Consider the following 13649-nt stretch of genomic DNA (forward strand, 5'->3'; position numbering starts at 1 on the left):
CCACCATCATGGCCGTTCTCACCGATCCAATTTCCGACTTCCTGACCCGCTTCAAGAACTGCTGCCGCGCTGGCAACGAGCAGTTCCTGGCCCCCTACTCCCGCATCAAGGCCGACATCGCCAAGGTGCTTCAGGAGGAAGGCTACATCTGGGGCTTCGAAGTCATCACCGACTCCGGACACCCGCAGCTCAAGGTCAAGGCCCGCTACGTCGATGGCCGCCCGGTCCTCACCGACCTCAAGCGGGTCTCCAAGCCCGGCCGCCGCGTTTATTGCGGTGGTCAGGAAATGCCCCGCGTCCTCAACGGACTCGGCATCGCCATCGTCTCCACCTCCAAGGGTGTGATGACCGGCTCCAACGCCAAGCGCAGCCAACTCGGCGGCGAAGTGCTCGGTCACGTCTGGTAATCCCCAACCCGAGAAAGGAACATTTACCATGTCACGAGTTGGTCTCAAACCGATTTCCCTGCCCGCCAAGGTCAGCGTGAAAGTTGACGGCACCACGGTCGTCGTCGAAGGCCCGAAGGGTAAGCTCGATCTCGCGCTTCCCTCCGGCATCACCATCAATGCAGACGACACCGCCACGGTGATCGTCGCCCGCGCCAGCGAGGCACGCACCCACCGCGCGCTGCACGGCACCGTCCGCAGCCTGGTGAACAACATGATCACCGGAGTCTCCCAAGGCTTCTTCAAGGACCTTGAAATCCAGGGCGTCGGTCTCCGTGCCGCAGTCAAGGGCAAGGACCTCGACCTGTCCCTTGGCAAGTCCCACCCGATCCTTCACCCGATCCCGGCCGGTCTGACCGTCACCGTGAACGAAAACACCAAGATCAAGGTGGAAGGCATCGACAAGCAGCTCGTCGGCCAGTTCGCCGCCGAGGTCCGCGGCTTCTACCCGCCGGAGCCTTACAAGGGCAAGGGCGTCCGTTACGTGGGCGAGCACGTTCGCCGCAAGGAAGGCAAGAGCGTCGGCAAGTAACCCCGAAACCTTTACTCGAAATGAGCAAGATCAATCGCAAGGAAGGACGCCGCCGCATCCACGCGCGCATCCGCAAGAAGGTCGCCGGGACCGCCGCACGCCCGCGTCTGGCCGTTCACTACTCGAACCAGCACGTTTACGCGCAGGTCATCGACGACGTCGCCGGTCGTACCCTCGTCTCCGCCTCGACGCTCGACAAGAGCTTCGAAAGTGCCGCCTCGAACGTGGAAGCCGCCGCCAAGGTGGGTGCCCTCGTTGCCGAGCGTGCCAAGGCTGCCAATGTCAGCGCCGTGGTCTTCGACCGCGGTGGTCACCTCTACCACGGCAAGATCAAGGCTCTGGCCGATGCCGCCCGCGAAGCCGGTCTTCAATTCTAATATCTTACCGTCATGGTGACTCCAGATTCGACTCCTACTCCTTCCGCACCCCAGCCCCCGCAGGGCGGCCAGCAACAGCAACCGGGCGGCTACGGCCAGCGCGGCGGCTACGGTGGCAACCGCGGTGGTGGTGGCGGCTACGGCGGCCCTGGTGGCCAGAACCGCGGCGGCCCGCGTGGCCCTCGCCGCGACGACCGCAACCAGCCGCAGGAGTCCGATGGACCCCAGCTCGCTGAGAAGGTCGTCTTCATCAACCGTTGCGCCAAGGTTGTCAAAGGCGGCCGTCGCTTCAGCTTCTCCGCGCTCGTCGTCGCTGGCGACCGCGAGGGCAAGGTCGGCCTCGGCTTCGGCAAGGCCAACGAAGTGGCCGACGCGATCAAGAAGGCCGGCGAGTCCGCCAAGAAGTCGCTCAAGCCGATGAACATCGTGGAAGGAACCATCCCCCACGAAATCTACGCCGAGTTCGGTGGTGGCAAGGTGCTCCTCAAGCCCGCATCGCCGGGAACTGGCATCATCGCCGGCGGTGGCGTCCGCGCCGTCTGCGAAGCAGTCGGCATCCGCGACATCCTCGCGAAGTCGATGGGCTCCTCCAATCACTCGAACGTGGTCAAGGCCACCCTCAAGGCACTCACCCAGCTTCGCACCCGCGACCAGATCCTCGGATCCCGCGGCAAGAAGAAGGAAAAGGCGATTTAGTTCATTGGGAGATTGGGTGATTGAGGTTTTCCGACCCCAGTCGCCTAATTATCCCAATATCCCAATTAACTTCAAAAAGTTATGAAACTTCACACTCTCGCGCCTAATAAAGGTGCCAAGCACCGGGTCAAGCGCCTCGGCTGCGGCGAAAGCTCCGGCCACGGCAAGACCTCCGGCAAGGGCAACAAGGGCCAGAAGGCCCGCTCCGGCAGCGGCACCCGCGTCGGTTTCGAAGGTGGCCAGATGCCCCTTCACCGTCGTCTGCCCAAGCGCGGCTTCAACAACTTCAACTTCAAGACCAAGGTCGAAGTGGTGAACCTGGCCCAGCTCGACAAGGCCTTCAACGACGGCGACACCGTCAATGAAGAAGCCCTGCGCAAGGCCGGTCTCATCAATCGCGCCTGCGAACAGGTCAAGGTGCTCGGCCTCGGCGAGATCAGCAAGAAGCTGACCATCGTCGTGGACACGATCAGCGCCTCGGCCAAGGAGAAGGTCGAAAAGGCTGGCGGCTCCGTCCAGCTCATCGCTTGATCCTCTGTTGGTCATACCCGTCTTGACGGTTCTCCGGCGAGGAAGCGCTTGATCGCTTCCTCGCCTTGTTTACAAACCCGTCGCTTTTTGCAGCTCACCGCTTCCCCATGATCTCCGCGTTCGCGAATACTTGGAAGGTGCCGGAACTCCGGGACCGCATTCTTTTCACCCTGGCGATGATCATCATCGTCCGCCTTGGCGTTCACATCACGTTGCCCGGGGTGAATTCCGCGGTCATCGAGAAGTGGATGGCCGATGCTGCGAAGACCGACGGCGGCAACGCCTTCGGCGCGATGCTCACCATCTTCGCCGGTGGTGGCCTCCAGCAGGCCGGCATCTTCGCGCTGGGGATCATGCCCTACATTTCCGCATCGATCATGGTGCAGCTCATGACCGCGGTGGTGCCGAAGCTGGCCCGCCTGGCCCGTGAAGACGGCGGCCGCCAGAAGATCACCCAATACACCCGCTACATCACGATCGTGATCGCGCTGGTGCAGGGCTACTTCGTGGCGACCTCGCTGATGCATCCGGAGCGCCTGTTCTACATGCAGGGCATCGACAACGTCGCGAAATACGGCGTGCTCGTACCCGGTGCGAACATGATGTGGATCGCGCTGACCGTGCTGACGCTGGTGTCCGGCACCCTGCTGCTGATGTGGATCGGTGACCAGATGACCGAGCGCGGTCTCGGCAACGGCACCTCGATCATCATCACGGTGAACATCATTTCCGCGCTGCCCGGCGCGCTCGTCCAGACCTGGCGTCACTTCGTGACCGGGGATGACGTGAATGCCTTCCGCTCGGTCATGATGGTCGTCATGATTGCCATGCTGATCCTCGTGATCGCCGGCACCATTGCCATCACCCAGGCCCAGCGCCGGATCGCGGTCCAGTACGCCAAGCGCGTCGTCGGCCGCAAGCAGTTCGGCGGACAGACCCAGTACCTGCCGCTCAAGGTCAACTACGCCGGCGTGATGCCGATCATCTTCGCGACCGCGATCCTGTCGCTGCCGACGATGATGATCTCGTGGATTGCCAAGGGCGAAACCTGGGCCGTGAAGCTCCAGGAAGCGCTCAACCCCGGGGGTAGCTGGTACTACGTCCTCGGTGGCCTGTTCATCTTCTTCTTCTCCTACTTCTGGGTGGCCACCATGTTCCAGCCGTCGCAGATCTCGGAAGACCTCAAGCGCAATGGCGGCTACATTCCCGGCGTCCGTCCGGGCAAGCCGACGGCCGACTTCCTCGACTTCACGATGACGCGCCTGACCTTCGCGGGTGCCATCTTCCTGTCCCTCATCTTCGTGCTGCCGCCGCTGGTGGGCCACCTCGTAGACCTGCCGCCGGGCTCGATGGTGCTCCAGTTCTTCGGTGGAACCAGCTTGCTGATCCTCGTGGGTGTGGTGCTCGACATCATGCGCCAGGTGGAGACCCACCTGCTGCAGCGCCACTACGACGGCTTCCTCCGCAAGGGCAAGATCAAGGGGCGCTACGACCGCCTCGCCCAGACCGGCAATGCCGCGTCCAGCACCGCACTCGTTTACCTATGGGCCGTGATCGGCTTGCTGGTGGTCGTGGCCGCTGCGGCGTGGATCGCCAAAGCCTAATACGGCGATGTCGAAACGTGTGGTTCTCCTCGGTCCGCCTGCCTCCGGCAAGGGGACCCAGGGCCGTCGCCTGGCCGAGGATCTCGGCCTCGCCTACCTGAGCACCGGCGCGCTCTTGCGCTCGGCGGTGGAGCAGGGGAGCGAACTCGGCAAGCAGGCCGAGCCGATACTCGCGAAGGGAGAATACCTGCCCGACTCGCTGATGTGCCCGATCATGGGCGAATGGCTCTCGAAGCAAGCCGGCGGTTGGGTGCTCGATGGTTTCCCGCGCAGTCTCTTCCAAGCCGACTTCCTCGCGAGCTGGCTGGCGGAACACAGCCAGAAGCTGACCGCTGCGGTGCTGTTGGAAGCGCCGCTCGATGAGCTGCTGGTGCGCCTGGGCAATCGCATCGAGTGCCCCGAGTGCCGTTGGTCCGGCCGTCGTCAGGAACTCAACCGCGCCGACCGCTGCCCCGAGTGCGGCGGCGTGACCGGCCCGCGTGCCGACGATACCCCATTGAATTTCCGGTCGCGCCTCGCCGAATACGAAGAGCACACGCTCCCGGTGGTGGCCCGCTATGAAGGCGAAGGCCTGCTGCGCCGTTTCGATGCGACCACGGGCGTGGAAGACGTGGAAAAGCGCTTGGTCGAGTGCATCCGATCCCTCGAAGCCCATGGCCAGGCGGCATAAGATCAAGATCAAGACGCCGCACGAGATCGGCCGCATGCGCATTGCCGGTGCGATTGCCAGCGAGGTCCTGCTGGAGCTTGCAAAGGCGATCGAGCCCGGGCGCACGACCCTCGAGATCGACCAGCTCGCCGCCGAGCTGATGCGCCAGCGCGAGTGCAAGAGCGCCTTCCTCGGCTACCGCGGGCAAAGCGGGCCGTTCAAGGGCCAGATCTGTATTTCCGTTAATGAAGAGGTCGTCCATGGCCTCGGTGGACCGCGCAAGATCCAGCCGGGTGACGTGGTGAAGCTCGACGTGGGCATCGTGAAGAACGGCTGGATTGGCGACAATGCCATCACCGTGGCGGTTGGCGACGTCCCCGACGAGACCCGCCGTCTTCTCATTGCGACCGAAGAGTCCCTTTTCGCCGCCATTTCCCATGCCCGCGCCGGCGAACGGCTGGCCGACCTGTGCGGCTCAGTCGAGGAGTACGTGAAGCCGTTGGGTTTCACTGTGGTTCGCGACTTTGTCGGTCACGGCGTCGGCCGGGACCTGCATGAAGCGCCGCAGGTGCCGAATTACCGGCCCCAAGGCAAGAGCCCCATCCTTGAGCCGGGCATGATCCTGGCCATCGAGCCGATGGTGAATGCCGGTGTCCGCACAGTGCGCATTCTGGACGATGGCTGGACGGTGGTGACCACCGACGGCAAGCCGTCTGCGCATTTCGAGCACACGGTGCTAATTACTGAAGGCGAGCCCGAGTTGCTGACGTGGCGGCCACGCGGCGTGCCGGGACTTTAAGGGCAGGGCTCAAAGCAGTCGGGCTTGCGATCCTTCTCCGTGACGGCCGTCACCAAGCGTGGAGCCGGTTCTTTTCCTCAAGGGTTCGCAGCCGAGCCCTTTGAAACCGCCTTGCTGTATTTCATCACTGCGGCGGCGATGCCCTTGGCCACCGTGTTGCGATAGGCCTCGTTGTGGATCAGGCGCGCCTCGTAGGGATGCGTCATGAAACCACACTCGACCAGGATCGCCGGGTGCTTCACCCCGGTCAGCACGCTGAAGCGGGCGCGCTTGATGCCGCGGTCCAGCGTGTAGGATTTTTCGGTCTTGGGCTCCTTGAGGAGGGTCAGCAGCGAACCGTGGACGGCGGTGGCGAGCGCGACGTTGCCGGAGTCGTGGCTATTGCCGGTGCGCATCTGGAAGTCGCTGGCATTCAGGCCGCGGCCGTAGTGGGCCACACCGATGGGCGAGAGGGTGAACGTTTCCAGACCGCGCGCGGCGCTGCCGCCCGAGTTGTGGTGGATGGAAATGAAGATCGCGTTTTCGCCCACGCGGTTCGCGAGCTGAACGCGCTCCTGCAGCGTGAGGTAGCGGTCGCTCTCGCGGGTCATCACCACCTTGTAGCCGACCTTCGGGTCGGACAGGATTTTCTTGAGACGCGTTGCGACGTCGAGGTTGTAGCCGGCTTCGGTGCCCAGTCCATTGGTCGCTCCGGGATCCTTGCCGCCGTGGCCGGCGTCGATGATCACGGTTTTGAAATTGCCAGCGTCCGCGATGTAGTTCGGCCGCAGGACGGGATCCACCAGCTTGGTGAGGTCGATCCGCGACATCCAGACGCGTCCGCCATTGTCCTCCACCTTGTAGCTGAAGACGAACTTCACGCCATTCATCAGGCACTCCTGCGAGCCGATCTGGAGTTTCATCAGGACTCCCTGCTTCTCCACCTTGCCGGTGCGTGGATTCTTGGCCATGACGACCTTGTCCAGCAGGAGCTGGTTGCCGCTGCGTTTGATGGAATCGAAGCCGTAAAACTTCTTCATCCCATCCACACAGATGTAGTCGCGGCCGTTGATCTGTTTGGTCTCCCACTGCGCACGGGCGACGGGAGAAGCTCCCAGCCACGCGAAGAGCACAGCCAGCAGGAGCGGAATCGAAAATCGGTTCTGCATGAGGTTTTTCGGGGCGTTGCGCAGGGGAGACCTAGGGAATAGCGGATTTGCGGCGGTATGACAAATCCGTTTTCACCGGACAAAAAAGCCGGCCGCCCCGGATGTTGCCTGAGCTTTTTCTTTTCCCGCCCTAACCGCGGCCTACGGTCCCGCCGCATGACCATCGAAACCGTCGGCAACTACCGCGCCATTTGGGGCGAAGGACCCTTGTGGTGGAAGGATTCGCTCCTCTATGTGGATATCGAAAGCCACCGCGTGGTGCGTTTCAATCCGGCCACCGGCGAGGAGCAGACCTGGGACGTCGGCGAGCGCGTCGGCACCGTGGTTCCGCGGGAGGCAGGCGGCTTCGTGATCGCGGGCGACCATGGTTTCCATTTTCTCAGTGAGGACGGTCACCTGACCTCGCTCGGCGACCCGGAGCCGGACAAGGGCGACAACCGCTTCAATGACGGCAAGTGCTCGCCCGACGGCCGCTTCTTCGCCGGAACGATCAGCCTGGTGAAAAAGACCGGCGATGCCCGGCTCTACCGCCTCGATCCCGATCTGACGATCCACGAGGTCTTCGGCCCGGTGACGAATTCGAACGGCATCGTGTGGAGCGCTGACGGCCGTACGGTCTACTACATCGACACCCCGCGGAAAGAGGTCCTCGCCTTCGACTACGAAGCCGGCCACCTGACGAACCTGCGGAGCGTGGTTTCCACGGCGCATCACGGCTCCTCGCCGGATGGGATGACCATCGACGCCGATGGCAACCTGTGGATCGCGTTTTGCCACGGCGCCTGCGTGGCCTGCTTCAGCCCGGAGAGCGGGGAAGAGCTGCGCAAGGTGGATCTGCCTTGCTTGGAGACAACGGCCTGTGCCTTTGGCGGGCCGGATCTGGCGGATCTCTACGTCACCACCGGCGTGCACAAGAGCGTGGAAGAAGCGGACGCCGGGCGCCTCTTCGGGATCCGCGGGCTCGGGGTGAAAGGCGTGGCGGCGAATGGGTTTGCGGGATAATAGAACCCGCTCGGGTCTTCCGAAGCTCTTGATCGGACGGCGTTGCTTCCACTGTCGTCGTTTTCCTCCACCGCCCGCATCGCATGTCCTTTCGCACTTGGGTCACTCGCCTCTCCCGCCAGCTCAGCGGCGAGAATCCCTTCACCGGCGGCGACCTCCTCCCGTCCCGTGTCTCCCTCTTCGGTGCCGGCGGTCCTACGCTCCCCTTTCCCCATCCGTGGAATTACAAGGAGCCTATCAAGATCTTCGAGGCCTTCTACACCGGTGCGGAAAAGGAAACCGGCGCCGGAGCCCGGCACAATCGTTACCTCTACCTCGCCGGCCTACCCCCCGTCCTGCTCACGCGCGATCCCGCTGTGATCAAGGCCATCCTCGCCGCCACCGGGGACAAGCCCGGTCAGTTCGACCGTGACACCGGGCCCACCGCCGGCATCGCCCGCGCCACCGGCGTGGACTCGCTGCTCTATGCGAACGGCGCCGTGTGGAAACGCCAGAAGCGCCTCTCCGCCGAGCCCTTCAGCAAGTCGAACCTCTTCCAGCCGGAGAAATTCCACGGATTCGAGCAGACCTTCCGCCGGACCGTCGCGGAGCGCCTCGCGGCCTTGCGCGCCCACCTCCAGGCCACCGGGCAGAAGACCACGCGACTCCGGCTGGAGCCGGAGATCCAAGTCGTCATGCTTGAGATGCTGGTGAACAACTTCTTCGGTGCCGCCGTCTCCCGCGAGGAACTGCGCGACCGCTATGTGCCCGCGCTCGTGCATCTCATCGAGCACATGATCATTGATACCGTCGCGCCCCGGCTCCACGCCTTGCGCTGCCGCCTCACCGGCCGGGACAAGGTGCTCAAACAATACGCCGCCGACTTCGAGGCGCTCACGGACATCGCCCTCTCCGGTCGCGCCGAGGGGCGCGGCCTTTGGTGCCAATTCGAGTCCGACGCCACGAATGACGCCCTGCGCGCGAATGTCCGCGTCTTCCTCGCCGGTGCCATGGAGGCCACCACCTCCTTTGCCAGTTGGGCCCTTTCCCACCTCTCCCGCACGCCCGCCATCCAGGAGCAGATCTTCTCCGAGGTGCGCGACATGAACGCCTACGATCCGGACAACCTCGCCGCCGCCGTCACGTTGAATCGCGTTCTGGAGGAAACCCTGCGCCTTACTCCAGCGCTCTATTTCTTTCCCCGCCGCGCCACCGTGGACACCACACTCGAGGTCGGTGACGGGAAAAGGATGTTCATCCCGGACGGCACCTGCATCCGCCTCGATGTATGGCACGCCAACCGCAACGAGGAATTCTGGGGCGAGGCCGTCAGCGGCCATCGAGCCGATGTCTTCGCGCCCGCGCGCTGGGATGTCCTCGCCGCGAAAGGCATCACCTCCCGCGACATGCTTCACTTCGGCTTCGGTCACGGCCCCCGCTTCTGCCCCGGCCGCTACCTTGGCCTCCTCGAGGTGGGCCTCGTCGTCGGTGCCATCGTGAAAATGTTCAAGTTCACCGCTGCCGCCGAAAAGACCGACCCCTGCGCCGGCGTTTCCACCAAGCCCGCGGACGGCGTGTGGGTGGATCTGGAGTCGAGGGAGTGAGTCTCCTGCAAAGACCACATGCTTAGCCCTCCCGAGGAGACGCCGGGATCACGCAATCCCGGACAAGCCGTCCATTTCAAGTGACACCATGAATGCCAGCCTGATCCACGAAGCAGCCCGTGCCACCCACGAAGCCCAGTTGCCGTTTCCCGAAATCGTCGGCCTTCTGATCCAAGCGGGCGTCGAGTTTTACCATGTCGATTATCTCGCCCGCACGACGACCTACCATGACGGCGCGGGCGAACAACTCGTCGTGGAGCTGCCTTATGAAAACCTCCCGCCAGTGGCTGCCGACTTCGATGCGGAGGCGGTGCGCGCCGCCATTCTCGACAGCCAGCTTCACGGGCAGACGCACGAAGCCTTTTCCCGTCGCGTGATGGCGGCCGGCACGCAGGGCTACCATGCCTTTCTCCGTGGCCAGCGTGTGATCTACACCGGCCGCCAGGGAGACCAGCATATCGAGTGGTTCCCCGGAGCGCGATGAGACCTGCGGCTCACTCGGACTTCTTCTCTTCCGCTGGAGCCGGGGCAGGGTAAATTGTCACGCGTTCCCCCTTCTTCACCTGGAGTGCTTCCGCGGCGTTGCCACCGTTGATGACGATGGCCACCCAGCCGTCGGGTGTGACGTAGACGGCGGTCTTCCCTTCCTCCACGTCGGTGCGGTAGAGCGCGACGGTCGCTTCGAGTTGCGCGGCGCCGCTCTTCACGATCGCCTTGTCTCCGGGCTTGAGCTTGAGTGTGTCGAGATCCGCGGAGACCAGATCGCTGGAAAGGTTGCCGAAGCTTGCGGAGACGAAGGTGATCTTGCCGGCCAGCCCGCCGTCCTGTTTGGCGGCGGTGCTCTTCCTTGCGGGCGGGCGCACGGTGCCATCCTTGTCTTTCTCCGGCGCGGTGCCATCGATCCATCCATCCACGGCCACCACCGCGTGGTAACGCTCGATGGCGGAGACATTGCAATGTCCCGGGCGCTTGATCTCCCACAGGGCGGTGGTTTCCGCGCCGGCCTTTTCGCGATAGTGGCGAGGGTGATCGAGTTCGGTCTCGTTGGTCAGGAACAGCACCGGCACCTTCGGCTTCCAGGAAAGCGTCTGGTAGTAGGCTCCCGTCTCCCGGTCGCCAAGGTAGGCGCCGATGGCGACCACGCCGTGGAGATTGTCGATGGCACCTTCCGCGGCGAGCGTGCTGATCAGCCCGCCCATGGAGCTGCCGACCAAAATGCAGCGGTTCACCCCGCCCTTGGCCGCGGCGATGTGGTCGCGCAGCACCTTCAGGTCAGTGATGGCGTCCTCAATGATCCAGCCATTCCGCCGGTAGCTGGTCGAAGCGATCGCCCAACCCTTATCTAACAGCGGTGTGGCGAATCGCTTGTCGATTTCGAAGTCGGCCTTCAGCGGCTGGTCCTCGGCGCGATAGCCGTGGGCGATCAGCACCAGCTTGCCTTCCCACTTCTCCGGCGTGGCGAACATGTACTTCGCTCCATCGATTTCGCCGGTCACGACCTCCGCGGCATGGAGGTGGACGGCGAAAAGGACGATGGCGAGCACGAGGGCTTTCACCCCGACATGCTACGGAAGGCTCGACCGTGAAGGGAAGGGGGAAGTCGCCTTAAATCGCCCGCAGCGCCAAGTAAGCCTCGATTTCCTCGGCGGGATTGTGGGCGCGCATCAGCGACTCGCCGATGAGCACCGCATTCGCGCCGGCATCGAGGGCGCGCTGGACGTCTTCCGGCGTGCGCAGGCCGGACTCGGAGACGAGGATGACGTCGTCGCCCACCTCGTCCGCCAGGTCCTCGGTGGTCGCGAGGTCGATCTCGAAGGTCTTGAGGTTGCGGTTATTGATGCCGATCAAATCCGCGCCGAGCTCAAGGGCGCGCTCCATTTCCGGCAGGTTGTGAACCTCGACCAGCACGTCGAGCTGGAAGTCTTTCGCTTCCTGGTAGAGGCGCTTGAGAGTGTCGTCATCGAGCGCGGCGACGATCAACAGGATCGCATCCGCACCGGCCACGATGGCTTCGTGGATTTGCACCGGGTGGACGGTGAAGTCCTTGCGCAGCAGCGGCGCATCGGAGAATTCCGAGATTTTCGTAAGATAGCTCAGCGAGCCCTGGAAGTACTTCTCATCGGTAAGGATGGACAGGCAGGACGCACCGCCGTCGAGGTAGCGCCTTGCCTGGCGGATCGGGTCGAAATTCGGGTCGATCAGGCCGACCGACGGCGAGGCTTTTTTCACCTCCGCGATCACGCCGAGCCGGTCCGGACCGAGTTCAAGGGCCGCGCGGAAGCCACGGAACTCATTGCGCTGCAAGGCGGCGGCGCGCAAGTGGCCGGCGCGGGCTAGCAGCGCTTCGACTTCCTGATGCTTGGTGGCGATGATCTCGGCGAGCTTGTCGGACATGGCGGGCGCGGGAGGAAAACCACGGAACGCCCGCCGCGGGAAGCGGAAAGACCGGCCGCTGTGGCAGCCGCGCGGCCAATCGTTCGGAACCGTGAACGATTTTTCCCTGTCGCCCGTCGCGGGAGGGGTCTGATAGAGACTCGGGCAACCCAGTTTTCACATGCCCCCCCCGGTGCCGAAGCGCGATCTACTCATCGTGGACGACCATCCGATCATCACCCTCGCGGTGAAGTCGCTGGTCGAGACCATGCTCACCGGTTACGTCCCGCACACGGTCCACACCGCGGCGGATGCACTGGAGTTGGCAGTGCAACTCAAGCCTGCCGTGGCGGTCGTGGATATCTCATTGCCGGACGGCGACGGGCTCGATCTCGTCCGCCGGATCAAGGAAGCCGCCCCGTCCTGTGCGGTGCTGGTTTTCAGCATGCAGAACGAGCTTCACTACGGCGCGCGGGCGCTCAAGGCCGGTGCCAACGGCTACCTCATGAAGGGCGACAAGGTCTCGGCCGTGGTCGAGGCGATCCGCAAGATCGAGTCCGGTGGCATGTATGCCTCGCCGGCCTTGGCCGAGGAACTCCTGCGCGGCGTCGCCAAGCCGGCCAACTCGGGCATCGAAACCTTCAGCGACCGGGAATACCAGGTTTTCCGCCTGCTGGCGGAGGGTCACTCGACCAAGGAGATCGCCCTGCGGCTGAAGATCAGCACCAAGACGGTGGACAGTCACATCGAGCACATGAAGGTGAAGGTCGATTGTGCGAACAAGACCGAGTTGTTGCTGAAGGCGCGCGACTGGTGGCGCTCGACCCAGGAGGGGGGATGAAAATGGGAGTTTCTCCGATTGGCGGCACCGGGGAGTTTTTGTTAGTTGTGATGCTTGATCTCCCCGGATCGCCCCACCCCGATGATTCCCTATACCGAACGTGACACGGACCTCAACTTCCGTCCCCCCTATCGAATCACCGGCGTCGAGGCGTTGTCGGCCGTTCGTCGGATCGACATCCATGCGGCCCAGCAGTGGCTGGACGAGACCCTGAACTGGCGGCCGGACGATGAAGAGCCGAAGCCGGAGTTCACGGCCCTGCCGCTCGCCTTCGTGATCTTCATGCACATGAAGTCGATGTGCTCGATCGATCCGCCGCACGATGCCTGGGGCGCGGCATCCGAGACGGAAGTGGTGGTCACCCTGCCAGTGCTGGAGTGGGATAACGAGGGCCTGCCCTCGCCCCCGTCGCTGAAGTTTTACCCGATCGTGCTGTGTCTCGACTCCGGTCCGGCACTCATCAGCGGGCGCGAAGTCTTCGGCTTTCCGAAGATCGTGGGCAAGGTCGAGATCGGTCCCGACGGCGGCACGGCTCGCACCGAGGCCTGCCGGAAGGAAGGCGAGGCCACCATCGATCGCGACGCGCTGTTGCTTGCGCTCCGGCGCGAGAAGGACGATGGCCAGCCTGCTCTTGAGCCGGACTCGTACGGGAAGGGCTTGGCTGAGATGGTGAAGGAGGAGCTGTTAGGTGGTCTGGACCGCGGGGTGCTCGGCCATCTGCTGAAGCTCAATCCGGCGCGCAAGGCGCTGAATTTCACCCTTGAGCGGGTGGTGGATGCGATCGAAGGGCTGGAGATCGGGCAGAAATTCGTTTTCTTGAAGCAGTTCCGCGATGTCGCGAATCCCCGGGTCGCCTGTCATCGCTCGGTGGCGGAGTGCGTGCTGGAGTTCTCCACCCTCACGAGTCTGCGCCGGGAAAGCGGCGATTGGGAGCTGGAGGTGCCGGAGTGGCACAGCAGCCGGCTGCTGAAGAGGATCGGGCTCGTAAGCGGACCCATCGGCGCTCCGCTGAGATCGGAGTTCCAGATCGACATGTCTCTTGGAAAAACCCTCTGGACCAGTTGACGC

16 protein-coding genes are annotated in these 13649 nt (G+C 63.7%); 13 read left to right on the forward strand and 3 right to left on the reverse strand.

Annotated features, from left to right (window positions below; all coding sequences use genetic code 11):
• Window positions 1–8: 8 nt before the first annotated feature.
• From rpsH to map, 8 genes are all read left to right on the forward strand, one after another.
• A complete protein-coding gene (gene rpsH, locus OKA05_RS23090; protein ID WP_264489566.1) occupies window positions 9–407 on the forward strand; it encodes a 30S ribosomal protein S8 in 399 nt (132 codons plus the stop codon).
• Window positions 408–435: 28 nt separating this feature from the next.
• Window positions 436–978, forward strand: coding sequence for a 50S ribosomal protein L6 (gene rplF / locus OKA05_RS23095; RefSeq protein WP_264489567.1), 543 nt, complete (start codon window positions 436–438; stop codon window positions 976–978).
• A 20-nt stretch (window positions 979–998) separates the two neighbouring features.
• Entirely contained in the window at window positions 999–1355 is a 357-nt protein-coding gene (gene rplR, locus OKA05_RS23100; protein ID WP_264489568.1) for a 50S ribosomal protein L18, read from the forward strand.
• A gap of 12 nt (window positions 1356–1367) precedes the next feature.
• A complete protein-coding gene (gene rpsE, locus OKA05_RS23105) occupies window positions 1368–2051 on the forward strand; it encodes a 30S ribosomal protein S5 (RefSeq protein ID WP_343226989.1) in 684 nt (227 codons plus the stop codon).
• 81 nt (window positions 2052–2132) lie between these two features.
• The gene (rplO, locus tag OKA05_RS23110) at window positions 2133–2582 is read left to right on the forward strand and encodes a 50S ribosomal protein L15 (protein ID WP_264489569.1); all 450 of its coding nucleotides are present in this window, start codon (window positions 2133–2135) and stop codon (window positions 2580–2582) included.
• Window positions 2583–2689: 107 nt separating this feature from the next.
• Complete coding sequence (gene secY / locus OKA05_RS23115) at window positions 2690–4186, forward strand: preprotein translocase subunit SecY (RefSeq protein ID WP_264489570.1); 1497 nt, start codon at window positions 2690–2692, stop codon at window positions 4184–4186.
• Window positions 4187–4193: 7 nt separating this feature from the next.
• Window positions 4194–4856 carry an adenylate kinase family protein gene (locus OKA05_RS23120; protein ID WP_264489571.1) on the forward strand — a complete coding sequence of 221 codons (663 nt, stop codon included), beginning with the start codon at window positions 4194–4196 and terminating at the stop codon, window positions 4854–4856.
• Entirely contained in the window at window positions 4840–5634 is a 795-nt protein-coding gene (gene map, locus OKA05_RS23125) for a type I methionyl aminopeptidase (RefSeq protein WP_264489572.1), read from the forward strand. Before OKA05_RS23120 ends, map begins: the two co-directional genes overlap by 17 nt.
• Window positions 5635–5711: 77 nt before the next feature.
• Here map and OKA05_RS23130 read toward each other — a convergent pair whose 3' ends face one another.
• The gene (locus OKA05_RS23130) at window positions 5712–6782 is read right to left on the reverse strand and encodes an N-acetylmuramoyl-L-alanine amidase family protein (protein ID WP_264489573.1); all 1071 of its coding nucleotides are present in this window, start codon (window positions 6780–6782) and stop codon (window positions 5712–5714) included.
• Between the two features lie 156 nt (window positions 6783–6938).
• Between OKA05_RS23130 and OKA05_RS23135 the strand changes: the two genes are divergently transcribed.
• From OKA05_RS23135 to OKA05_RS23145, 3 genes are all read left to right on the forward strand, one after another.
• Complete coding sequence (locus OKA05_RS23135; protein ID WP_264489574.1) at window positions 6939–7784, forward strand: SMP-30/gluconolactonase/LRE family protein; 846 nt, start codon at window positions 6939–6941, stop codon at window positions 7782–7784.
• An 83-nt stretch (window positions 7785–7867) separates the two neighbouring features.
• Window positions 7868–9367, forward strand: a complete 1500-nt coding sequence (locus OKA05_RS23140; protein ID WP_264489575.1) for a cytochrome P450 — start codon at window positions 7868–7870, stop codon at window positions 9365–9367.
• 88 nt (window positions 9368–9455) lie between these two features.
• Window positions 9456–9851 carry a DUF1398 domain-containing protein gene (locus tag OKA05_RS23145; protein WP_264489576.1) on the forward strand — a complete coding sequence of 132 codons (396 nt, stop codon included), beginning with the start codon at window positions 9456–9458 and terminating at the stop codon, window positions 9849–9851.
• Window positions 9852–9861: 10 nt separating this feature from the next.
• On the opposite strand, the gene OKA05_RS23150 is transcribed toward OKA05_RS23145, so the two are convergent.
• Both OKA05_RS23150 and trpC read right to left on the reverse strand, forming a co-directional pair.
• The gene (locus OKA05_RS23150; RefSeq protein WP_264489577.1) at window positions 9862–10923 is read right to left on the reverse strand and encodes an SAM hydroxide adenosyltransferase; all 1062 of its coding nucleotides are present in this window, start codon (window positions 10921–10923) and stop codon (window positions 9862–9864) included.
• 49 nt (window positions 10924–10972) lie between these two features.
• Window positions 10973–11761 (reverse strand): indole-3-glycerol phosphate synthase TrpC, encoded by a 789-nt coding sequence (trpC, locus tag OKA05_RS23155; protein WP_264489578.1) that lies wholly within the window; start codon window positions 11759–11761, stop codon window positions 10973–10975.
• Window positions 11762–11921: 160 nt separating this feature from the next.
• Here trpC and OKA05_RS23160 point away from each other — a divergent pair, with 160 nt between their 5' ends.
• Both OKA05_RS23160 and OKA05_RS23165 read left to right on the forward strand, forming a co-directional pair.
• Entirely contained in the window at window positions 11922–12581 is a 660-nt protein-coding gene (locus OKA05_RS23160) for a response regulator (RefSeq protein ID WP_264489579.1), read from the forward strand.
• Window positions 12582–12662: 81 nt separating this feature from the next.
• Entirely contained in the window at window positions 12663–13646 is a 984-nt protein-coding gene (locus tag OKA05_RS23165; RefSeq protein WP_264489580.1) for an acetoacetate decarboxylase family protein, read from the forward strand.
• The last annotated feature ends 3 nt before the right edge of the window (window positions 13647–13649 follow it).

The sequence above is a fragment of the Luteolibacter arcticus genome (assembly GCF_025950235.1).
In the GTDB taxonomy this organism is placed as follows: domain Bacteria; phylum Verrucomicrobiota; class Verrucomicrobiia; order Verrucomicrobiales; family Akkermansiaceae; genus Haloferula; species Haloferula arctica.